The following is a 21,040-nucleotide window of genomic DNA, read 5'->3' as shown; positions in this document are numbered from 1 at the left end:
CGGAGTTTGATGAATTCGGCGTCGTGGGGGATTTGGCGGTCGTCGTTGCGGGAGAGGTCGTCGATGACGGTGACGTTGTGTCCGGCGTCGAGGAGGAGCCGTGTGACGGTGGCTCCGACGAATCCTGCACCCCCGGTGACCAGGATTTTCATCTGACCTGCACTTTCATGGCGAGTAGGTGGTCGTGGATGGCCTGTTTGTGCGCGCGGAAGTGGTCTTCGGGGCTTTCTCGGTGTGCGCTTCCGGTCCAGCCGGTGATGCGTTCCCAGGCGCGCTGCTTCACCGTAGTCAATGCGGTCGGGTCGGGTGTGCTGTGCCATGCGTCGGCCATGGCGCGTGCGAGGGCGTGGACGGTTTGGTGGTGGCGGGCGACGATTCGGCCGCTGCTGGTCACGGCGTAGCGCGTGTAGTTGACCGCGTCGGAGCGTGGTTGTCCGAACTCGGCGTCGAACCGGGTGAAGGCGTGGTGGAGGTAGGTCCAGAATCGTCCCGGATCCATCGGCGGCTGGGTGGGGTCGGCTCGCCAGCGCAGCTCGGCGCGCATCTGTTCGGCGAGGTGCGGCGCCATGTGACCGAAGTCGTGGTGGGCGTAGGCGCCGTCGAGCATGGCGGTGGCTCGCAGGATCTTCACGCACAGTCGGCTGATGAGCAGGTGGAAGTGTGTGGAGGCCGTTCCGGCGGACCATTGGTCGTGGAGGCCGAGCCAGAAGTAGGCCTGTGTGTAGTAGAGCAGGATTTCGTAAGCGTCGCGGATGTCGAGTGTGACGGGGTGGTGTTCGGGTAGGCCGCGGTCGGTGACGGGCAGGCCGAGATTTTTGAAGTCGTGCCCGAGGGAGGTTTGGATGGCGCGGTAGTCGCTGAGCGGCAAGGTCATCAAATCCACTGTGGTGAAGTGTTTCTCGGCGAGGGACACGAGTTCGTGGATCTGGGTTGAGGGGTGGTCTCCGTAGTGGACGTATAGGAGGTCGACGTCGCTGATCAGCAGCGGCTTACCGTCGTGGCGGATGAAGGTGGGTTCGCCGCGGGCGAGGGAGCCGCCGACGATCAGCCAGTCGTCGGCGGGTACGCAGTGCCCGAGCGTGCGGAGGTCTTCGGCGATATCGAGGGCTTCGCGGGCGACGGCGGTGGCGTGGGGGAGTCGGGCGGTGATGCGTTCGGCCAAGGCGGTGTCCACTTCATGCCTCCGGTTCGATGGAAGGCGTGGGCATGGGCAGCAGAACGGGTCCGGGCTGGTGGGCGGGGACAGGTGTTTCCTCGTGGACCTTTTTCGCGGTGATGTGCGGGCACAGCGAGCCGCAGATGGTGCAGGGCGCGCCTTTGCGCAGGCCGTGGGTGATGAACGCGTTGCCTGCCAGGCCGGGGTAGAGGGCGTGGCCTTGCTGGATGTCCCAGTCGTTGGCGCGGCGGGCGACGCTGATCGCGCGCTGTCGTGCGATTTCGGGTTTCCAGCCGCGTACGAGGTCGAGCGCTGTGATCGCGACACGGACCATGCGGATCGAGGTGGCGGTGTCGGGCGCGGTGGGCATGGCGTAGTGCTCGTTGTGGGTGATGGAGGCGAACATGTCGCCGCCGCACTGTCCGGCCGCCGCGACACCGAGGGCGTTGACGGTGTCGTCGAGGGTGACGCCGTTGTCGATGACCATCGGTCCGGCCAGCCACAGCGGCGCGCCGCCGAGCGCTTCTTTGTAGGCGGGGATCAGTTCGGGAATGCGGTGCAGCGGCATGTGTCCGCCGCTTTCGCACAACACCTGCACTCCGGCGCTCAACGCGTCTTTGCGGAGTTCGGCCAGCAGGTGGATTTCGCGCCATTTGAGGTCATCGCCCGCATCGGCGGTGGCGCCGGGGCGGAAGATGTCGCCGAGGTCGAGGACGACTTCGTGGCGGCGGCAGATGTCGAGGATTCCGTCGAAGTACTCGATGAGAGGGTTGTCGCAGTGGTGGACGCGCATGTAGCGGGCCAGCAACCCGCCGCCTCGTGAGGTTGTGGGCATGATTCGGTCGGATTTCTCGCTCATCTGCGCGAGGGCGGGGTTGATGCCTGCGTGGATGAGGACGAAGTCGACGCCAGCGGCCAACCCGAGCTCGAATCGGTCCAGGAATTCGTTGCGGCTCAGTTTCTTCCGCGGGTCAGCGAACAGGTCGTATGTCAGGCATGCGCCGAGCGGTACGCCCATGACTTCCTTCAGATCCGCGCGCAGCGCCACCCCTTCGGGGTTGGTGGTCAGGTCCATGACAGCGTCGGGTCCAGCGGCGAGGATGACCGCCATGCTTTCCACGATGGTCTGCCGGTCGCGGTCACGCGGCCCCAGTCCGACGAGAGCGGCGACTTTGCGGCGGGTGTCCTCACCGACGAGCAGCGGTTTGAAGGCCGTCATGTGCCGGCTCGCGTGCGACCGCAGGAACACCAGGGTGCCGCTTTCGACCCGGCGGGCGGCGGTGTCAGGGTCGATGTCTTCGGCCTGAGAGGTAGCGATGAACTGAGGATCTGTTGCGAGGGTGAACATTTGGCGTGTCCTTTCGATCAGGGACGTATCGGAGTGGTGGGCCCGGTAGGCCGCGGTGGGGGCGGTTGGCCGTCGACGACTTCGGTGATCAGGTCAGCCCAGTCGACCGCCAGGGCACTGACGTGGATCCATGCCTCATGCACGGCGGGTTCGGAGGCGTGCTCGGCGGCCGCCAGCGTCAGTTCGGCATCGACGTACGCGGCGGCCAGGGCATCCACTGCCGGTCCTATGCGTTTGGTGCCGCGTCGTGGCTGAATGTAGATGCTGACCCAGTTGTCGATCAGCGTGACGACATCGTCTCGGCGTCGGTCGACTTCGGCCGCGCGGTCGGGGATGACGCGGCGGGTGCGGTGCAGATGCGCCAGCGCCTGCGCCCACCGCGTGATCAGATGGTCGCCCGGGTTGTGGCCCGTCACGCCGCGGAACGCCGCGCATAGCTGGTGCCAGTCCGGAATCCGAGGAAGCCGAGAATCCGGCCCGAAGAGCGAGGCATCCTGTCGCACAGCCGTTGTCATCTGCGATGAACGAGTGAGTATGGATGTGGGGCGTTCGGGGGGCATGCTCGGGCTACACCTCGATTCCGAACGAGTAGGCCATCGCCGCGAGGTAGGGAAGACATCCGCCCCCGTGGGCAGCATGAGCGTGGAGAATGAAGCGGGCGCGGTCCAGATCCAAATCGATAGGTTCAACCGCGCAGTCGCGATACTGCACGGCCCACAGATCCCGTGTGTTCTGCGAAATTCTCACGACAGCTCCCTGACAGTCGGTGGGTGGGCACGCCGATGCCGGGCCCAGTCGCGCGCGCCCGAATCCGGCTCCGCCCGTTGCTGATTACTTGCAAGGGCGGAAGGAAGTCGACCGCATGCCCCGGCATCGGGTGCTGGTCCCAGATTCGCGGCCGCGGCTTGCCGTCCCAACGCCCGACGGGACTAGCCCCACTGGGGCTTGCGCATCGTCAATAACTGGCTGGGTTCAGGCGAAAGGATCATTTGTGCACGTAGAAGCCATCCACCGCATACTGTGAGACAAACTGCGGTCAACCGACTGAGGTGAGATATGAATACTGGGGGACGTATCTGCCGCACATGCCGCACGACGCTGCCCAACAAACACGCTGGAAACCTCTGTGCCGACTGCGCCTGCGCTGCCGGGTTCAAGCACGCGCTCACCGCCGACTTCTTCGACGATCCCACGATCCGCGCGGCGCTGGCAGACCACGACTTCAGCGTCGTGTTCACCGTGATTCGCGAAGCAACCGGCCTCTCACAACTTCAACTGGCCGCGTTGCTCGACCTCACACAGTCCAGAATCTCAGCCGTCGAACGCGGAGAACGCCGTCTCACCAGCGCCAAACTGGTCGCCAGAATCGCCGAAACCTTCGCGATCCCCGCCTCGCTGCTCGGGTTCGGCTCCGGAACTGCGAGTAATCTGGCCCGCGAGGAGGTGACGTGGGTGGAACGTAGAGACTTCATCACCCTGGCAACCGCAGCCGCACTCGGTTCCCATCTTCACCCGCAACTGGACCGGCTGGGCAGCATCCTTCCTGACCGGCTCGAGCCAGTCACCCGACCACACATCGGATCCGCCGACATCGATGCGATCGAAGCCATCACCGACGGATTCCGGCGATGGGACCTCGCGCACGGCGGCGGACTCTGCCGGACCGCGGCACTCACCCAACTGCACCAAGTCCGCGCCCTGGAAGGCGCCGCATGCACCACGGACGTTCGAACACGTCTGTGGATCGCCACCGCCGACCTGGCAAGCATGGCCGGCTGGCTGGCCTACGACATTGAAGAACACGACTCGGCCCGCAAACTGTGGACATACGCCCTGCAAACCGCCCACCGCGGCCAAGACCATCCGCGCAGCACCGACCTGACGGTCAGCATTCTGCTCGACATGGCCCACCAGTCCCTGCACCTGAAACGACCTGATGAAGCACTAAAATTCGTGCAGCTCGCCTCATCGACCGCCGCCAGCAGGCGCCATCCGATCAGCACCATCACCGCCGGATACATCGCAACGGTAATGGGCTGGTGCTGGGCATCCCTGAACGACTCCGCAGCCACCCAGCGCGCCCTCGGGCTATCCGAAGACCGCTACGCAGCAGCCGAACCCGACACCACTCCCTCCTGGGCATGGTTCGTCACGCCCGCGGAAATCGCCGCTCAACACGGCCATGCGATCTATTTGCTGTCGCTCTCCGATCCCAAGTTCGCGCTATCGGCGGTCGAGCGTCTGTCCACCGCGATCCCTGGCCACGCCAGCGAACATGCGCGCAGCCGCGCCGTCGCCTTACCCACCCTTGCCGGCGCCTGTTTGCAGGCGGGTGATTTCGACTCGGCCAACCGGTACGGGCGTGAGGCGATCACGGCGATCACCGAGCTGTCTTCACCCCGCTGCTACGTCCGCCTCCGCGACCTGGACACCATCGCCACCCAGTACGACGGCGACCCGATCGTTGCTGAATTGCGCGGCGATCTGAGGGCGGTCCTCGCTACTGCGGGCTCATGACCACCGAAAGCCAGCTTCCCGGTCGCGCAGCCGTGAGTGTTGCCTGTCAGGAGTTCGGCGTCGACGACCGCGACGCGCAACTGCTGCATCATCGGTCGAACGCAGTGTGGTTGCTGCCGCACGCTGATCTGATCGTGCGCCTGGCGCCCGACACCGCCTACCGGCGCGAGCGCGCTCACACCGCCGTCGCCGTCACACGGTGGCTGGCAGCTGAAACCCAATCCATCGCGCTCACTCCAGCATCCGGAACCCAGCCAGTTATCGCCATCGGCGCAATCGCCACGTTCTGGCCCTACCGCCCCACACCTGAGCCGCCGGGCCCGGCCGACCTCGGGGCACTTGTACGGCGGCTGCACTCGGTGGCGCGGCCGCCGTTCCCCGTGCCGCGATACCAGCCGCTGCGGCGGCTGTTCGAAGCCCTAACCCTCGATGACGAGCGGACGACACCTGCACTCACCGACTCGGAGCGGGCGTGGCTGCACGCCCGCGCCGAGGCACTGGTCGGCCAGTTCACGCAGACCGAATTCCCGCTCGGGGAAGGTCTTGTGCATGTCGACGTCCACAGCGAGAACGCCGTCTGCGATCATGGGCAGTGGGTGCTGATCGACTGGGATCAATGCAGCATCGGGCCACGCGAACTCGACCTGGTGAACGGGTTGCCCGATCACTTCCACCAACCACAACACGAGCGGGCACGCTTCGCAGCCGCCTACGGATACGACCTGCTCGACTGGCCCGGATGGACTTTGCTGCGCGACATCACCGAACTGCACTCGCTCGGCACCTACATCCGGCTCGCACCGAGCAAGCCCGCAGCAGACGAAGAACTGCGGCATCGCCTCGTGTCATTGCGAACCGGCGACCAAGCCGCAGTCTGGCAAGCGGTGTCGTGATCTCGTGCGTCGTTCTCCGCGACCATCGAGGTAATCAGTCCGAGCGACTACCAGCTCAAGAGTGTCCGATTAGCGGCGGATCCGATCCCGGTACTGGTTAGTTTCCGGTCGGGGTGATCCGGCCTTTGAAGGTGATCGCTGGCCAAACGCTCAAATCTACTGATGGAGATCGCCGCAACCACCGTTAGCGAGATAGACCCGAGCGAGCCTATGGCGTGCGATGAACTGCGCCATCGCGTCCGATCGCTAGGCACCGGTCGACAGAGCCGTGGTTTGGCATGCGGTCTCCTGATCGGCGTCCGTATGGTTCGGCCGTCCAGGTGCCGATGACGTCATAGTCCGAAATCCGTACCGATCTGCTGATCAGGAACGCTCACCGATTGGTCGACGTCGAAGTCGTTCTCGCCCGCCATGGCGGGAGCTTGCCGAAGTTGGTCTTCCAGTACCCGGTGTTCCGGGCTCAGTGTGCTGCGGCGGTGCTGTTCGGCGTGGTATTCGGCGAGTTGCCGGCGGAAGTAGGTGGTGCGCTCGCTGGCTTCTTCATCGACGGTGGCTTCGGCCTGGCTTTCGGGAAGTTGCTCATTCGGCGGTGGTTGTGGGTGCCTGGTGAGTTGGTGGTGCCAGTCGTCTTCTGGCCCGGCGAAGAGGACTGCCTCACGGTGAGCGTTGCGGGCGTTGGTGCGGGCGGAGTTGTGATGCCGGTCGCGAATGTTGCGTTCGACGATCAGTGTGTCGATGCGGGCTTGTAGCTGGCGGCGGTGGCCGCGGCGGTAGCGGGGAGTCGCGGCGAGTTCGTCTCGGGCATTGTGTAATTCGGTCGCTGCGGTGCCAGCGGCTTCGACCGCCGCCTCGAGCTGGTGGTCGGCGTGTTGGGCGTTGCGGATCGCCTCCTGCGCGGCGCGGTGGCGGCGGGCGGTGTCTTCGGGATCGGGCTCTTCGTGCCGGTACGTGGCAGGGCTGAAGATGAACGCATCCGTGTCGACGAGCGCAAGTTGCTGGTGGAGTTCGCTGATGTGCTGATCGAGTTCCTCGTCGGTCAGCAGCATCAGGGGGTTGCTCTCCGCCTGCCCTGTCAGCTCTGAGGACAGTGAGTTCTTGGCGTCGTCGTCCGATGGCTGATGGTGGATGACGCCGTTGTCGGAGGTGGGTGTTTGGAGTTGCACGCGTGACCACAGCGCGGCGGCGGGCATCTCGTCGGGGAGGGAATGTTGGTTCGCGGCGTCGGTGAGCAGGCCCATGACGTCGATTCCGCTTTCGTGTGCGGTCTCGAGTTTGGCGGCGAGGGTGGGCCAGTAGGGGTCGGTGGTGATGCGTGGGTTGAGGTGTTGGACGACGGGCGCCCACTTTTTGACCGGCAGATTACGGCCCCCCAAAGCGCTTGTGACACGGCGGTCAAGCCTCTGCTGATGCTCGTGTTCTATGGTGGCGTAGCGGTGTGGACCGGTGGGTCGTAGGTCGTGGTCGGGGATGTGGAGACCGGCTCGCCACACGGCTAGGTCGGCCACCAGCTGCGGGTCGACATCCAACAGTGCGCGCGCCCAGTGGGGTGCGGTGGCGGGTGTCCAGTTGCCGGTGTCGTCGCGGATCTGTTCGGCGAGGTCGGCGACGATGCGGTGGCGGGCTCGCAGTTCTTTGGTGAGGGGATGGTCGTCGAGCGTGTGGGGTAGTCCGCGGGTCCAGGGCAAGGGACCGGTGCCGGTGGAGTGTGTGCCGGACGGGTCGAGGCGCCAGTCGAGGACGGCTGCGGGGTCGTGGGCGGTGTCGAGTTCGCGCGCGGCGGCCGCGGTGTGTAGGGCGGTGATGGGGTCGCGTCCGGTCATCGCGACGAACGCGAGGTGTTGGCGCAGGAGAGGGTAGGCGGGGCTGTCGGTGAGATGCGGGCGCAGGTTTTCGGCCGCAGTGTCGATGCGGTCCAGTCCGGCCGGACCGAGCGCTTCTTCGGCTGCGACCCCGATCGCGTCGAGGTAGATATCGAGGGCACGCCCGATCCGGGTGTGCGGATCGAGCGCATCACGCAGCTGCACGTGCGCGGACTTCTGTGCACTATCGCGCTCGAGGATGGACACCAGAACCTCGACTGCGGTGCGTGGAACGACGGCGGGTTCGCTCCAAAAGGAGGCTTCGCTGCCGTCCGATGCGGTCGGGATGTAGAGGTGGTTGCCATGGACACCACGAGTCATCGCGACATACAACTGCTGGCGCGATTCGCCTCCTGTGAGCGCGACATGGCAGGTGTCGGCGGTGATTCCTTGCGCGGAATCGATCGTCGCGGCATACCCGAGACGCACATGCGCGCGCACATAATCCGAAGGAAAGCGCACACTCCCGCCGGAATCTTCGTCGCGGGAGTGGCGGTGTGTGGCGATGATGCTGCCGTCGTTGTGGATGGCGGTGATGGTCCAGACGTAGCCGTTGCGCACCCAATCGTGGTCGCCGAGACGCAGTCGTGGATTGTTTCGGCGACTGCGGATCGTGTCGCCGACAGAGGCGGTCAGGCCGTCGGCGAGCACACACTCGCCGCCGACTACGCCCCCGGCCCGTGCGATCCGGTCGTCTCGTGCGCGAATGTTCAACGCGCTCACCACCTCGTGCGTGGCCGCCAGCATGACGCCGTCACGGCCGGAGAGATGGTCGCTCATCCACGCGGTGTAGGCGTCCTCGTGGGTGGCACCGTGGTGACCGGCATGCACACGGCCGTTGTCCAGATACCAACCCAACGCGGCCGGGTCGCCGTCGCGCAGCTGCAAGCTGGCGGTCCCTTCGGCCGGCGAGGCGAACCGCACGACGTTCGTGAGGGTCATCGTGTGGTCGGCTGCGGCGACTCGCATGTCGGTGTCGGCGCCGCCGGTTTCGATCGCGGGCAGCTGCTGGTCGTCGCCGATGCAGCGGATCGTCGCCCCGCGCTCGGTTAAGAACTCGAGCAGTCGTAGGCGTTTGATGTTGCTGATCCTGACGTGCTCATCGATGATCACTAACGTTTCCGAGCCGATCTCACGCACCCAATCCGGCAGCGGGGGTGGTTCGAACTCGGGGCTGTCCGCGCCCGGAGTGTGCTGGTTCAAGACGTAGAGGAGCTTGTCGACGGTCTCCACGCGGGCGCCGATCGACCTCCCCAGCACTGCCGCAGCCGATGCGGTGGGAGCGAGGCCGAGGACGTTCCCGCCGCTGGTGTGCCACGCGTCGGTGAGCACGCACATTGCAGTGGTCTTGCCTGATCCGGCCGGGGCGTTGGCAGTATGCACGCGCAAGCCGAAGGTGGCGAAGCCTCCGATGACACCGACCTGCCCGGTATTCAACGGCCGGTCCGGGTGGGTGGTGTTGAAGCTGTGGACGGCGGCGTGGACTGCTTCTGGTGGCAGTTGCCGTCCGCCGGGCTGGACCGACAGCTCGATCAGCCGCCGCTCCACCGACAACACGCGCGCCGAAGTGTAGAGCTGTGCTGCCGGATTCGCGTAGACGCTGGTGTCGTCGCGGCGGCGCAGCACCTGCGGAACCGTGGACAATTCGGGCTCGTCGGCCTGGTCGGGGTCCCCGCGCGCGATCGACCGCGCAGGCGACAACGCCTCGGCAACGACGGCTGTGGTGACCCGTTCCCATTCTCTGCCCGTGACCTTGCCGCGCAACTGTCGTTCGGTTTCGGCGCGCACGTTGGTGGCCCGCCACGTCGAGCGATGCTCCGAAACCACCTCCAACACCTGCTCGGCCGCACGGGCGATCCACTGCGGTGATGGTGTAACCCGCAGCGTCTGTCCAGGATTCAGTGCCGCTGTGATCATCCGCGACACGGTGTCCCGGCCACCGAGCAGCGACAGCGCCTCGGCCCGCCAGCTGGCGCGTTGTTCGGCCAGAGACCGCAAGGCGTGCTTGGCGGGGCGTGTTTCGAGCGTGGCCTGCTGCGCCAGGTCGTACATTTCACCGGGGGTGGGTTCGCGCCCGAACCGCTGCTGGAAGTCCGCCGCGAGTTTGCCCGACCGCAGTTTGATGTCGGCTTCCCGCCGCGACCACGCCTCGATCAACGATGCTGAGACGCCGTCAATTTCCCGAATCGGACGCTTAGCCTGGTCGCTCACCGTGCGTTCAATGAACCGCACACCGACGAGATCCTCGAGGTGGTGCTCCAAACGAGTGTTGTAGATCTCCGAGACGGTCACCACGGACTGATAGATCGCGGCGCCATAGAGGGTGCGCCAACGTCCATCCAACGTGGCGACCCGGTTGGCGACCAGCACGTGGGTGTGCAGGTCCGGGTCGCCGGCACGGGAATCGCGGTGGGTGAACCGGGCGGCCACGATGCCCTCGACATCTACCTGCCGAACACCGTTACGACCCAGACGGGTGACGACCGCGTGCTGTTCCATCCACGCCAGGGCGTCGTCGATCGCGGCGTTGTGGGCGGCCTCGATCTTCTCCGCAACGCTGCGAGGCGCGAGCGCCCACAGCACCGACACCGACTTCACCGGTGAGAATGTGATGTCGAAACCTGCCACCGCGGCGGTGTTCGGGCGTGAGTTCTTCGCCACCCAGCCGGACAACTCGCGCGCATCTATCGGTGCGCGACCGTATTCTTCGGTGAACATTTTTGTCGCCACCGCAGTGCGCATGCGTGCCCGTTCGACATCAGGAATAGCGTCATGCGGATCTGATCCGCGTGAGATATTGTGTGTCTCGAATACGTCCGCGCATCGTTTTCGGAACTCGGAAACCTCGCGATAAACGCGATACGGATTGCCCAACCGTGAGGCTTTGTCCGCCGCTCGCGCGGCATCCTTGTGCTTGGCACCCAGCCGGATCTGCTCGTCGTAGACCTCGGTTTCGATCAGGTCGGCGTTCGGGTGACGACCCAAACCGAACAGGGATCTCATCTGTTCCTCGGTCACTTCATCGCCTGGGGTGATGTCGAGAGCGATCAAGCCGGTGCCATGCCAGACTCCAGGTGCCTCGCCATGCGCGGAGTAATAGTCAGCCAGGCTGGAACGGCCACGCGAGCTGGCATCGTGCGCAGCCACATTTCGCAGATAGTACTGATAGCCATTGCCTTCCACAACTTTATGAATCGTCGCGGTCATACATCTATCAAGCACACATTTCGCGATCCTTGCCAAGGGTTTCCGTGTCTGATTTTGCGTGGAATTCGATGAAATACATGGTCGTTATCAAATCGTTATCCTAGATGAAAGAGGTGTGCTTGAGATGGCGGGCAGAGCGAGCGGTGGTGGGTGTGCTAGTCGAGGTGTCTGTTGGGAGGTGGAGTGCGGTGGTCGAGGCTGGTGTTCGTGGGTCATTGCGGAGTTCGGATGTAGTTCTCGGGTCTTCGGTTTGTGGCGGGCAGATTTCCGTGTTCATGTCGAGCTGAGTGTGGTGCAGATCGGCGTGGCTCCGGCCGCGGGGACAGGCGGTGGTGGTTTTCCGGGCATCTTCGGCGGTCGGGAGAATGCGGGGGTGCTGCTGTCTCGACTCGACCGGTTCAATCAGCGCCATCCGTGGAGCCACAACGACCACTACAGCCGGTGGGTCGGGGCCCAGGTGGCAGCGTCAGGAGCGCGTGATGTGCTCGACGTCGGATGCGGCACAGGCAACCTCGTCGCCCGGCTTCGCGACAGCGCCACTACTGTCAGCGCGCTCGAACCCGAACCCGCAACTGTTCGCGTGGCGGCGCAGCGCTTCGCCGACGACCCTGCGGTGACCATCGTCGAAGCTGACTTCGCCGGACGCGATCACCAGCGGCGTTGAGACGCCGTTATCCTCGTCGCCGTCCTGCATCACCTGCCTTTGGTGCCGACCTTGCGCGAGTTGCGCGACTGTCTGGTCCCGGGTGGGCGACTCGTGGTCGTGGGCTGCTACCGCGGGGCGGGACTCGTCGACATGCTCGCCGATTTACCTGCGATGGTCGCGAACCCCGTGATGGGAATGATCAAGCACCCGCCCGCGCCGATACGCTGCCCCCGCACATGACGGCCCCACCGCGGATCCGAGGGAGACCCTGGCCGACATCCGGGCCGCTGCGGCGCTGGAGCTGCCCGGCGTCCGGATCCGGCGTCGCCTGTTCTGGCGATACACCCTGGTCTACGACGCTCCCTCCGAACCAGGCGGCGATTCCGCAAACTAGGTTATGTCTCCCCATCGACCGAACAGGGTGTTCGGAATACTCGGTGGTGCATCATGTCCGCTCTGTCGAGGCTGGTGGTTGATCGGTATCGGGAGTTGACGGACAAGTAGTTGGGAGTTGCTGTTGCCAAATCCGAAGTGTGAGTGGGTCGTAACTTCGCCAACAACCGGCTGGTAATGGAGGGGATGCTGTACCGGTTGCGCACGAGTTCGCCGCGGCGGAGCCTGCCGCAGGAGTTCGGGCCGTGGCAGACGGCATGGAAGCGACATCGGCGCGATGCCACGGACGGCAGTTGAGCGCTTCCGCCGCACCGGCCGTGGTGGGTGTCGTGTTCCGTGTGCTGGCAAGCAAACCCGACACCACCACCGCAGGCCCCGTATAACGCTGAGGCCTGTGGACTGGTCAGGTCGTGGCCGGATGCAGCAGCGCGGCGAGGTCGGGTGGGGTGGGCATGGGTTGACGCAGGCTGACGTTGGCGCGGCCGGCGTTGCCTTCGGGGTAGCGCCCGGCCAGTGAGGCGGGGGCGGCGGCGATGATGCGAATGACCTGGCCGAGGGCTTCGCGGCGGTCGCGCTGCCGCACGGCCAGCGCGAGCATCGCGAGGTGGTTGCGGGTGTGCAGCCACGGGTCGGGCTGGGACAGGATGTGCGCCCGCTCGAGATGAGCCCACCGCTGATCATCGGCGGGGGCGGACTTCGCGGCCGCCATCTCCTGCTGATAGCGGAGACGGGCTGCGTGCGGGATTCGTGGCATGGCAGGCCCTTTCGCCGGATTCGGGATGGTCAGTCGCAGCAGTCGCCGTCGTGCCCGGTGCTGCGGTCGGTGGTGACGCGTGCGGTCGGCGCGGGGCAGCAGGTGGCGCCTTTCCAGGCGTTGAGGCCTTCACGCACCGCGATGGCGGCGATGACCAGCGCGGCGATGGGGTCGGCCCACGACCAGCCGAACATGCTGTTGAGCAACAGCCCGATCAGCAGGACCGCCGACAGGTAGGTGCACAGCAGGGTCTGTTTGGAATCGGCCACCGCGGAGGCCGAGCCGAGTTCACGCCCGGCCCGGCGTTGCGCGGCCGAGAGCACCGGCATCACAACCAAACTGACCGCGGCCAACGCGATGCCGATCATCGAGTGCTCGGCCTCGCCGATGCCGAGCAGGCCGCGAACCGACTCGACGGTGACGTAGGTGGCGAGAGCGAAGAACGAGAATGCGATGACTCGCAGCGCGATCTTCTCCCGTGCCTCGGGATCGCGTCCGGCGAACTGCCAGGCCACCGCGGCCGCAGAGGACACCTCGATCACCGAATCCAGCCCGAACCCGATCAGCGCCGTCGAGGACACCCGAGCGCCCTCGGTCAGGGCGACGGCGGCCTCGATCACGTTGTAGGAGATCGTGCCCGTGACCAGCCAGCGGATCCGCCGAGCCAGCACCGCTTTGCGGTCGGGGCTCGGGCCGAGCGCGACCGCCGACGGCAGCGAGGGCATACCGAGCGAGGCCATCAGCAGCAGCCCTCGATCTCGGCCGCCGGGCAGCAGGCCGGATCCACCGCCAGCACCAGCCCCAGCAGGTCATCCAGCGCGGCCGCGATGCGCGCGTCGGCCAGCTCGTAGCGGGCGCGGCGGCCTTCGGACACCGCGACCACCAGCCCGCAACCGCGCAGGCATGCGAGATGGTTGGACAGGATCTGGCGCGAGACCCCGATCTGCTCGGCCAGCTGCGAGGGATACCCCGGTGCCCGGCGCAGGTGCAACAGGATCTGGGTGCGGGTCGGGTCCGACAGCGCGTGCCCGAACCGGGCCAGCGCGTCGATGTGCAGTACCGCGGTCGTCTCCATACCTAAATAGTACACAGTAATCTGTATTCAGAAATTAGTGAACCATTGAACGAGTAGCCGGGGATCGTCGTGATTTCTAAGTGGGCAGTGTCTGTCCGGCGATGAGTGTGAGGAGGTGAGGGCGGTGATGATGTCACCGATGTGGATGCAGATCATGGACATGGCGCGCGGCGTGTGGAACATGATTTTCCCGAATATGCCGATGATGTGATCCGCACACAGCGACTGGGCAGACACCGGCGATTCGCCTTGCGTGCTGTCCAGTCGGTCCCGGCCCACCTTCCGCCTGCTTCGGGCTGGCGGCTCAGCTCAGGCGCTGCGAGGGGCGTACATGATGACCGCGACGCCGAGCAGGCAGATCGCCGCCCCGCTCACATCCCACCGATCGGGCCGGAATCCGTCCAAAGCCATGCCCCAGGCCAGCGAGCCCGCGACGAACACCCCGCCGTAGGCGGCGAGGATGCGCCCGAAGTGGGCATCGGGTTGGAAGGTGGCGACGAACCCGTACAGGCCCAGTGCGATGACGCCGGCGCCGATCCATGCCCACCCACGGTGCTCGCGCACCCCTTGCCACACCAGCCACGCGCCCCCGATCTCGGCGAAGGCGGCCAGGACGAACAGCAGGATCGAACGCAACACGGTCATGACCACCGAGCCTGCGAACCCGGGTTCACGACGTGGCGGCGGCGCAGCCGCAGCCGGAACCCACGCAGGCCGAGGCTGGGTCGGTGCCGCCGGTGCACTTCTTGCCGCGGGAGCCCGACCAGATCAGCCCGGCGGCTCCGATGGCCAGCAGGACGAAACCGAGCGGTTGCAGCCACGACAAGCTCACCGAGGTGATCCCACCGCCGAGAACGCCGGCCGCGAGCAGGACCGGCGCTAGACAGCATCCGAGACAGACCAATGCGCCTAACCCGATCGACCCCCACCAGCGCCTGGAAGTGGTGGGGTCATCAGCAGCCACAGTCGCCTCCCACGGCTGTGCCGCTGCGGTGCTCGTCGGTGAATGGCACCGGGCAGCATGGGCTTTCACTGCAGGCGAGCAGATCGTCGCATCCGGACGCAAGCGCCGCGCGCAGGGTGTCGCGCACCGCGGTCAGCTCGGCGAGCTTCGCGTCGACCTGCGCCAGCTTCGCCGCCCCGCGGGCCTGCAGCCCGGCATCAGCGCGACGGCTGCGCCCGAAGCGGGTGAGCGCGAGCAGGTCGGCGACCTCGTCGAGGGTGAACCCGAGCCGCTGGGCGGCCTTGATCACCCGCAGCACTGTCAACGCCTGCTCCGGATACAGCCGATGCCCGCCCAGCGAGCGGTCCGGTTCTGCGAGCAGCCCGCGGCGTTCGTAGTAGCGCAGCGTCTGGGTGTTCACTCCGGCAGCCGCGGCCAGCTGGCTCGTGGGAAACCCAGTCAACGTCGATCCCCGCCGATCGCGGCGTCCACCCGCGCCGCCAGCGCGTCGAGGACTTCGACCTGGCTGCCGGGGACCTCGATGCGCATCACCGGACCAGTGTCGGCGGCCTCGAAGGTGAAGGCGAACAACGAGCAGCACCCGGACTCATGGGCGGCCAGCTCCCGGCCGGCGGCCGCGGCGTCGGCATTCAGCAGCAGCTCCAGTCGCGTGCGCGCCGGGCGATCGGTGCGCCGCACCGACTCGGCGAAGAACCGGTCGAACTCCGCCACCCGCACCGGCTGTTCGGCGGTGGGCAGCGTGCATGAGTCCGGCACCCAGTCCCCGGAAGAAGGCGTAATCATCGTCATGACGCCACGGTAAACCTGTACCCAGGTACAGGATGCAACCCGAAGAGCGGAATATCGAGGAGGAAGGATCGAAGAACCGATCGACCCTCCGACGGTCGATGCGCTGGGGCGGTGTGGGCCGGTCGGATGCGGGGGGTCATGCCGGAATCGCGGCTTCGATGGGCAGTTCGGCCAGGCGCCATTCGAGCATGCCGTCGTTGAGGCGGATGGCGCGGCGGCCGTGGGCGGTGAGCAGTCGGACGGCTTGGTAGGCGAGCACGCAGTATTCGCCGCGGCAGTAGACGACGATCTCGGTGTTTTCGGGCAGTTCGGTGATGCGGTCGGGGAGTTCTTCGACCGGGATGCTGACGGCGCCGGGGATGTGGCCGGCGAGGTATTCCGGCAGTGGCCGCACGTCGAGCACGACCAGCTCACCTGCTGCGGTGCGGGCCTGGAGTTCGTCGCGGCCGAGTTCGGGGGTGTCGCCGGGGCCGAGGTAGTCCTCGATGGCGGAGGAGGCGGCGGGTTGGTGGTTTTCGGCGACTTTGCGCAGGAGTGCGAACAGCTGCGCGACGTCGTCTCCGGCCAGCCGGTAGTGGATGCGCACGCCGTCGCGGCGGGTGGTGACGAACCCGGACTGCTTGAGCGTCTGCAGATGGGCGGAAGCGGTCGTCAGGTTCAGTCCCGCCGCGGTGGCCAGCGCATCCACGGTGCGCTCGCCCTGGGCCAGCAGATCCAGCAACTCGAGGCGTTTGCCGCTGGCCAGGGCTTTGCCGCTGGCAGCGAACGCCTCATATAGGCGGGTCTTCTTCTCGGTCGGGTTGTGCTCCACCATTCCATCCTCCAATAATCTATGGAATATTGTAGCTGATGGCAGGGAGCTCGGTCACCCTTGCCCGGATCGTGGAGGAAACCCGTGAGCTTCGCCGATGACCAGTTGATCCCGCTCGTGGACGCGGGCCTGGGAAACAGTGCCTACCTCGTCGATCTTGGCCAAGGCCGCGCTCTGGCGGTGGACGCCGCCCGTGACCTGCGCGCACTGCGGGCGGCGGCGGATCGGCGCGGTCTGCGGGTGGCGTTCGCCGCCGAAACCCACCTGCACGCCGATTTCGTCTCCGGCGCAGTACAACTCGGACACGACGACGGCGCCACGGTGCTGGCCTCGGCCGCGGGGATGCGCCGCTTCGCCCACAACGGACTCGGTGACGGTGACGAGGTCGATCTCGGCGGGTTGCGGTTGCGGGCGGTGTCGACCCCGGGGCACACCGATGAGCATCTGTCGTTCCTGCTGCTGGACGGCGACCGCGAGGTGGGTGTGTTCACCGGTGGGTCGCTGATCGTGAATTCCGCCGCCCGCACCGATCTGCTCGGCGCGCACCGCACCGAGGAGCTGGCCCGCGCCCAATACCGGTCGCTGCACCGGCTGATCAGCCTGCCCGACGAGGTGGCGGTGTGGCCTACCCACGGCGCGGGATCGTTCTGCTCGGCCCCGCCCGGGACCGAGCGCGTCTCCACCATCGGCGCGCAGAAACGCGCGAACCCGCTGCTGGCGGCACCCGATGAGGACAGTTTTGTGCGCCACCTGATCGACAGTCTCGGCTCGTATCCCGCCTACTTCGATCGGCTGGGCGCGGTCAACCGCGCCGGGCCCGCGGTCATCTCCGCCGAACCGATCCTGGCGGGGTTGACGGCGGCGCGGGTGCGGTCGTTGCTGGCCGAGGGTGCGGTGGTCGTGGATGCGCGCCCGCCCGCGCAGTACGCGGCGGGGCACATTCCCGGCGCGATCTCGATCCCGTTGCGTGGCCAGTTCGCGTCCTGGCTGGGCTGGCTGCTGCCCGAGGATGTGCCGCTGGTGTTCATCACCGACGAAGGCCAGGATCTGAGCGAAATCGTGTGGCAAGCCTACAAGATCGGTTACGAACGCCTCGCCGGGCGCCTCACCGGCGGTATGGCCGCGTGGGCCGCTGAGGGCGGGCAGCAGCGCAGCGTCGCGTTCCTGCCCCCGGGCCGGGCGGTGGGCCGCCCGTTCCTGGATATCCGGCAGGCTGGCGAGTTCGCCGCCGGGCACGTGCCCGGCGCGGTGCACATCGAACTGGCCGACCTTCCCGCTCGCGCCGCCGACGCCCCGGCCGGTGCGGTGGTCGCCTGCGGACACGGGGAGCGGGCGATGACCGCGGCCAGCTTGCTCGAACGCGCCGGACGCACCGATCTCGTCGTCCTCGACGGCGGCCCCGCCGAATACGCCGCCGCGGCCGGTGAGCGGCTCACCGACTCGGCCGCGGGTATCCGGCGATGAACGCCGTCGTCACGCGAACCCGGCCGGTGCGGCTGGGCTTGCGGGAGAACTGGCTGCCGTTCACGCTGCTGGTGATCGTGAACATGTGCGTCGGTGGGCTGGTCGGGCTCGAACGCACCACCGTGCCACTCATCGGCGCCGAAACCTTCGGGCTGACCAGCGATCTGGCGGTGTTCTCCTTCATCATCGCCTTCGGCGTCACCAAGGCACTGACCAACCTCGCCGCCGGAGCGTTGACCGTGCGCTTTCGCCGCAAGCAACTGCTGATCGCGGGATGGCTGATCGGGATCCCCGTGCCGTTCGTGCTGGCCTGGGCGCCGTCGTGGGGCTGGATCGTGGCCGCCAACGTGCTGCTGGGCCTCAACCAGGGACTGACCTGGTCGATGACGGTCAACATGAAAATCGACCTCGTCGGCCCCACCCGCCGCGGCCTGGCCACCGGCCTCAACGAAGCCGCCGGCTACGTCGCCGTCGGCGCCACCGCCCTGCTCACCGGCTACCTCGCCACCAGCTACGGGCTGCGCCCCGTACCGGAACTGATCGGCGTCGTGTTCGTCGCCGCCGGGCTGGCCCTGTCGATCGTGGTCGGCGACACCGCCGAACACGTCGCCCTGGAATTGGCCAACCACCCCAAACCCCCACCCACGGCGCGGGATTCGACACTGCGGGTGGTCTTCGCCCGCACCAGCTGGCGTGAGCCGTCGCTGCGTGGCGCCAGCCAAGCCGGGCTGGTCAACAACCTCAACGACGGCCTCACCTGGGGCGTGTTCCCCCTGATGTTCACCAACCACGGCCTCGGGATCGCCGCGATCGGACTCATCAAAGGCCTCTACCCCCTGCTGTGGGGCATCGGCCAAATTCCCACCGGCCACCTCGCCGACCGCATCGGCCGCAAACCCCTCATCGTCACCGGCATGCTCGTCCAAGCCGCCGGCTTCCTCGCCGCCCTCGCACTCCTCGGGCGGCCCTTGCTGGCGGGGGTCGTGTCGGCCATCGCCCTCGGCGTCGGCACCGCCATGGTCTACCCCGCTCTCATCGCCGCGGTCTCCGACCACGCCCACCCCAGCTGGCGCGCCAACGCCCTGGGCACCTACCGGTTCTGGCGCGATATCGGCTACGCCGCAGGCGCCCTCATCGCCGGCATCCTCGCCGACTGGCTCGGCCTCGAAGCCACCGTCGTCGCGGCCGCTGTCCTCACCGCCGCCTCCGGGCTCCTGGCCGCGCGCTGGATCACCGACCGGGAAACCCCGTAAAAATCCGCCTCGCAACCCTTGCGGAACAGTATTTGAAAGCGCACGCTTACGTACGTGGCTGCTTTCAGAGACACGGATCTGGCGATCCTCGGCGACCCCATGCGGCAGGCGATCTTCGAACGACTCGCCCGGCGGCCGTCGTCGGTCGGTGAACTGGCGGAATCGTTGCCGATCACCCGCCAGGCCGTTTCCCAACACCTACGGGTGCTCAAAGACGGGGGACTGGTGGTGGCCACACCGCAGGGCACGCGGCGCATCTACCGGATCAATCCGGACGGACTCGCCGCGATCCAAGCGTACTTCCAGCGGATCTGGGACGACGCGCTGACCAGTTTTCAGAAGGCCGCGGACGCCGCGGCCGACCCCGAACAGGAGAGCTCATGACCACGACCCTTCCCACCCTGCAAGGCAAAGCCAGTGTCGCGATGCCAATCGAGAAAGCATTCGCCTTCTTCACCGAATCCTTCGGCAGCTGGTGGCCGGCCGCCTACCACATCGGACAAACCGAAATGGCCGACGCGATCCTCGAGCCCGGCGTCGGCGGCCGCTGGTACGAGCGCGGCGTCGACGGCACCGAATGCGACTGGGGCCGCGTACTCGCCTGGGAACCACCCCAGCGTCTCGTGGTGACCTGGCAGATCAACGGCCACTGGCAGTACGACCCCGACCCCGACCACGCCAGCGAAATCGAAATCCGCTTCACCGCCGAAGGACCCAACCACACCAACGTCGAACTCGAACACCGCTACCTCGACCGCCTCGTGGAGGGCAAAGCCATCCGCGACACCATCGCCGAACAAGGCGGCGGGTGGGGCACCCTGCTGGAGTTGTTCGCCAAAACCGCCGAAGCGCAAGGCTGACCCGATCAACGGTGCGACTCGCCCCGACGCCTCGCTCACCGTGGCGGGCCGCACTTGTCGTTCAGCGGCAGCAGTTGGGGTCGAGGACGACACACAACGCCGCCAACGCGTCCCGGCGAGCGCGGTGGAAGGTGTTCATGCCGCGCCGTTCGGACTCCACGAGACCGGCCTTGCGCAACTGGCCGAGGTGATGGCTGACCGTCGACTCCGACAGTCCGACCGCCGTGGCGAGGTCGCCGCCGTTCTCCTCGCCGGCGACGCTGGTCAGCAGCAGGGACAGCAACTTCACCCGCACCGGGTCGGCGATCGCCTTCAACCGCAGCGCCACTTCGAGCGCGGCGGCGTCGTCGACCGGCCCCGCCGCGACCGGCGCGCAGCACACCGGGGCGGACATATCGATCACGGGCAGCGTCTTGGGCATGCGATCGACTCTACCGACTGTATTGACATATGTCGAAAAGGTGGCAGACTCGGCACCGAACCGGTTCTTCGATATATGTCACACAAGTGGAGGTAGTCATGTCCCGCATCCAACTCGCCCTCAACGTCGACGACATCGACCGAGCCGTGTGGTTCTACTCGACCCTGTTCGCCACCGAGCCCGCCAAACGCAAGCCCGGTTACGCCAACTTCGCCGTCACCGAACCGCCCCTGAAACTGGTCCTGATCGAGAATCCCGGCCACGGCGGCAGCGTCAACCACCTCGGCGTCGAAGTCGAAACCTCCGAGAACGTGCACGCCGAGATCGCCCGCCTGTCGGCAGCCGGATTGTTCACCGAAGAACAGATCGCCACAACCTGCTGCTTCGCCACCCAGGACAAGGTCTGGGTCACCGCACCGGATGACGAGCGCTGGGAGGTCTACACCGTCCTGGCCGACAGCGAAACCTTCGGCACCGCACCCGAACCGACCTCCTCCGACGCGGTCCAGGCATGCTGCGGCACCGCCGCCGAAGCCGCGGCCGAGGGCGCGTGCTGCACCCCCGCGACAAAGAAGGAAGCGATCGCCTCCGGCGCCACCTGCTGCAGCTGACTAGGGCGCGGCTGTCGCC

23 protein-coding genes are annotated in these 21,040 nt (G+C 66.7%); 9 read left to right on the top strand and 14 right to left on the bottom strand.

Annotated features, from left to right (window positions below; all coding sequences use genetic code 11):
• The 4 genes from ABZ552_RS13480 to ABZ552_RS13465 all read right to left on the bottom strand — a co-directional run.
• Nucleotides 1–152, bottom strand: a 152-nt coding sequence (locus ABZ552_RS13480; protein ID WP_357437214.1) for an NAD-dependent epimerase/dehydratase family protein, incomplete at its 3' end; no start/stop codon positions are given.
• The gene (locus tag ABZ552_RS13475) at nt 149–1,174 is read right to left on the bottom strand and encodes a hypothetical protein (protein WP_281918469.1); all 1,026 of its coding nucleotides are present in this window, start codon (nt 1,172–1,174) and stop codon (nt 149–151) included. The genes ABZ552_RS13480 and ABZ552_RS13475, both read right to left, overlap by 4 nt.
• A 1-nt stretch (nt 1,175) precedes the next feature.
• Complete coding sequence (locus ABZ552_RS13470) at nt 1,176–2,504, bottom strand: phosphomethylpyrimidine synthase ThiC (RefSeq protein ID WP_281918470.1); 1,329 nt, start codon at nt 2,502–2,504, stop codon at nt 1,176–1,178.
• A gap of 17 nt (nt 2,505–2,521) precedes the next feature.
• Entirely contained in the window at nt 2,522–2,920 is a 399-nt protein-coding gene (locus ABZ552_RS13465; RefSeq protein WP_281918471.1) for a hypothetical protein, read from the bottom strand.
• Between the two features lie 640 nt (nt 2,921–3,560).
• Between ABZ552_RS13465 and ABZ552_RS13460 the strand changes: the two genes are divergently transcribed.
• Nucleotides 3,561–5,021 carry a helix-turn-helix domain-containing protein gene (locus tag ABZ552_RS13460; RefSeq protein WP_281918472.1) on the top strand — a complete coding sequence of 487 codons (1,461 nt, stop codon included), beginning with the start codon at nt 3,561–3,563 and terminating at the stop codon, nt 5,019–5,021.
• The gene (locus ABZ552_RS13455; RefSeq protein ID WP_357437209.1) at nt 5,018–5,914 is read left to right on the top strand and encodes an aminoglycoside phosphotransferase family protein; all 897 of its coding nucleotides are present in this window, start codon (nt 5,018–5,020) and stop codon (nt 5,912–5,914) included. Before ABZ552_RS13460 ends, ABZ552_RS13455 begins: the two co-directional genes overlap by 4 nt.
• A 332-nt stretch (nt 5,915–6,246) precedes the next feature.
• On the opposite strand, the gene mobF is transcribed toward ABZ552_RS13455, so the two are convergent.
• Nucleotides 6,247–10,980, bottom strand: coding sequence for a MobF family relaxase (mobF, locus tag ABZ552_RS13450; RefSeq protein WP_281918474.1), 4,734 nt, complete (start codon nt 10,978–10,980; stop codon nt 6,247–6,249).
• A 289-nt stretch (nt 10,981–11,269) separates the two neighbouring features.
• On the opposite strand from mobF, the gene ABZ552_RS13445 reads away from it, so the two are divergent.
• Both ABZ552_RS13445 and ABZ552_RS13440 read left to right on the top strand, forming a co-directional pair.
• Nucleotides 11,270–11,644 carry a methyltransferase domain-containing protein gene (locus ABZ552_RS13445; protein WP_357437206.1) on the top strand — a complete coding sequence of 125 codons (375 nt, stop codon included), beginning with the start codon at nt 11,270–11,272 and terminating at the stop codon, nt 11,642–11,644.
• A gap of 519 nt (nt 11,645–12,163) precedes the next feature.
• Nucleotides 12,164–12,316: a transposase gene (locus tag ABZ552_RS13440; protein ID WP_357437203.1), complete on the top strand. Its 153-nt coding sequence runs from the start codon at nt 12,164–12,166 to the stop codon at nt 12,314–12,316.
• A gap of 106 nt (nt 12,317–12,422) precedes the next feature.
• On the opposite strand, the gene ABZ552_RS13435 is transcribed toward ABZ552_RS13440, so the two are convergent.
• The 8 genes from ABZ552_RS13435 to ABZ552_RS13400 form a co-directional block, all read right to left on the bottom strand.
• On the bottom strand, nt 12,423–12,773 hold the full coding sequence (locus ABZ552_RS13435) for a DUF3703 domain-containing protein (RefSeq protein ID WP_281918475.1): 351 nt from the start codon (nt 12,771–12,773) through the stop codon (nt 12,423–12,425).
• A 29-nt stretch (nt 12,774–12,802) separates the two neighbouring features.
• Nucleotides 12,803–13,513, bottom strand: coding sequence for a cation transporter (locus ABZ552_RS13430; protein WP_281918476.1), 711 nt, complete (start codon nt 13,511–13,513; stop codon nt 12,803–12,805).
• A complete protein-coding gene (locus tag ABZ552_RS13425) occupies nt 13,513–13,848 on the bottom strand; it encodes a metalloregulator ArsR/SmtB family transcription factor (protein WP_281918477.1) in 336 nt (111 codons plus the stop codon). The genes ABZ552_RS13430 and ABZ552_RS13425 overlap by 1 nt, the downstream gene beginning before the upstream one ends.
• A 309-nt stretch (nt 13,849–14,157) precedes the next feature.
• A complete protein-coding gene (locus ABZ552_RS13420) occupies nt 14,158–14,493 on the bottom strand; it encodes a YnfA family protein (protein ID WP_281918478.1) in 336 nt (111 codons plus the stop codon).
• Between the two features lie 25 nt (nt 14,494–14,518).
• Complete coding sequence (locus ABZ552_RS13415; protein ID WP_281918479.1) at nt 14,519–14,680, bottom strand: hypothetical protein; 162 nt, start codon at nt 14,678–14,680, stop codon at nt 14,519–14,521.
• Nucleotides 14,681–14,801: 121 nt separating this feature from the next.
• The gene (locus ABZ552_RS13410) at nt 14,802–15,254 is read right to left on the bottom strand and encodes a MerR family transcriptional regulator (protein WP_281918480.1); all 453 of its coding nucleotides are present in this window, start codon (nt 15,252–15,254) and stop codon (nt 14,802–14,804) included.
• Complete coding sequence (locus ABZ552_RS13405) at nt 15,251–15,601, bottom strand: hypothetical protein (RefSeq protein ID WP_281918481.1); 351 nt, start codon at nt 15,599–15,601, stop codon at nt 15,251–15,253. The genes ABZ552_RS13410 and ABZ552_RS13405 overlap by 4 nt, the downstream gene beginning before the upstream one ends.
• Before the next feature lie 136 nt (nt 15,602–15,737).
• The gene (locus tag ABZ552_RS13400) at nt 15,738–16,415 is read right to left on the bottom strand and encodes a metalloregulator ArsR/SmtB family transcription factor (protein ID WP_281918482.1); all 678 of its coding nucleotides are present in this window, start codon (nt 16,413–16,415) and stop codon (nt 15,738–15,740) included.
• An 81-nt stretch (nt 16,416–16,496) separates the two neighbouring features.
• Here ABZ552_RS13400 and ABZ552_RS13395 point away from each other — a divergent pair, with 81 nt between their 5' ends.
• The 4 genes from ABZ552_RS13395 to ABZ552_RS13380 are packed head-to-tail and all read left to right on the top strand — an operon-like array spanning nt 16,497 to nt 19,989.
• Nucleotides 16,497–17,876, top strand: a complete 1,380-nt coding sequence (locus ABZ552_RS13395) for an MBL fold metallo-hydrolase (RefSeq protein ID WP_281918483.1) — start codon at nt 16,497–16,499, stop codon at nt 17,874–17,876.
• Nucleotides 17,873–19,129, top strand: a complete 1,257-nt coding sequence (locus ABZ552_RS13390) for an MFS transporter (RefSeq protein ID WP_281918484.1) — start codon at nt 17,873–17,875, stop codon at nt 19,127–19,129. The genes ABZ552_RS13395 and ABZ552_RS13390 overlap by 4 nt, the downstream gene beginning before the upstream one ends.
• A gap of 54 nt (nt 19,130–19,183) precedes the next feature.
• The gene (locus ABZ552_RS13385; RefSeq protein ID WP_281918485.1) at nt 19,184–19,513 is read left to right on the top strand and encodes a metalloregulator ArsR/SmtB family transcription factor; all 330 of its coding nucleotides are present in this window, start codon (nt 19,184–19,186) and stop codon (nt 19,511–19,513) included.
• Complete coding sequence (locus tag ABZ552_RS13380; RefSeq protein WP_281918486.1) at nt 19,510–19,989, top strand: SRPBCC family protein; 480 nt, start codon at nt 19,510–19,512, stop codon at nt 19,987–19,989. Before ABZ552_RS13385 ends, ABZ552_RS13380 begins: the two co-directional genes overlap by 4 nt.
• Nucleotides 19,990–20,050: 61 nt before the next feature.
• Here ABZ552_RS13380 and ABZ552_RS13375 read toward each other — a convergent pair whose 3' ends face one another.
• Entirely contained in the window at nt 20,051–20,410 is a 360-nt protein-coding gene (locus tag ABZ552_RS13375) for an Rv2640c family ArsR-like transcriptional regulator (RefSeq protein WP_281918487.1), read from the bottom strand.
• A 98-nt stretch (nt 20,411–20,508) separates the two neighbouring features.
• On the opposite strand from ABZ552_RS13375, the gene ABZ552_RS13370 reads away from it, so the two are divergent.
• A complete protein-coding gene (locus ABZ552_RS13370) occupies nt 20,509–21,021 on the top strand; it encodes an ArsI/CadI family heavy metal resistance metalloenzyme (protein ID WP_281918488.1) in 513 nt (170 codons plus the stop codon).
• Nucleotides 21,022–21,040: the final 19 nt, after the last annotated feature.

Source organism: Nocardia sp. NPDC019219 (genome assembly GCF_040632645.1).
GTDB lineage: Bacteria > Actinomycetota > Actinomycetes > Mycobacteriales > Mycobacteriaceae > Nocardia > Nocardia sputorum.
Note: the sequence above shows the minus strand (reverse complement) of the source record. Positions and strands in the feature narration are given on the sequence as shown.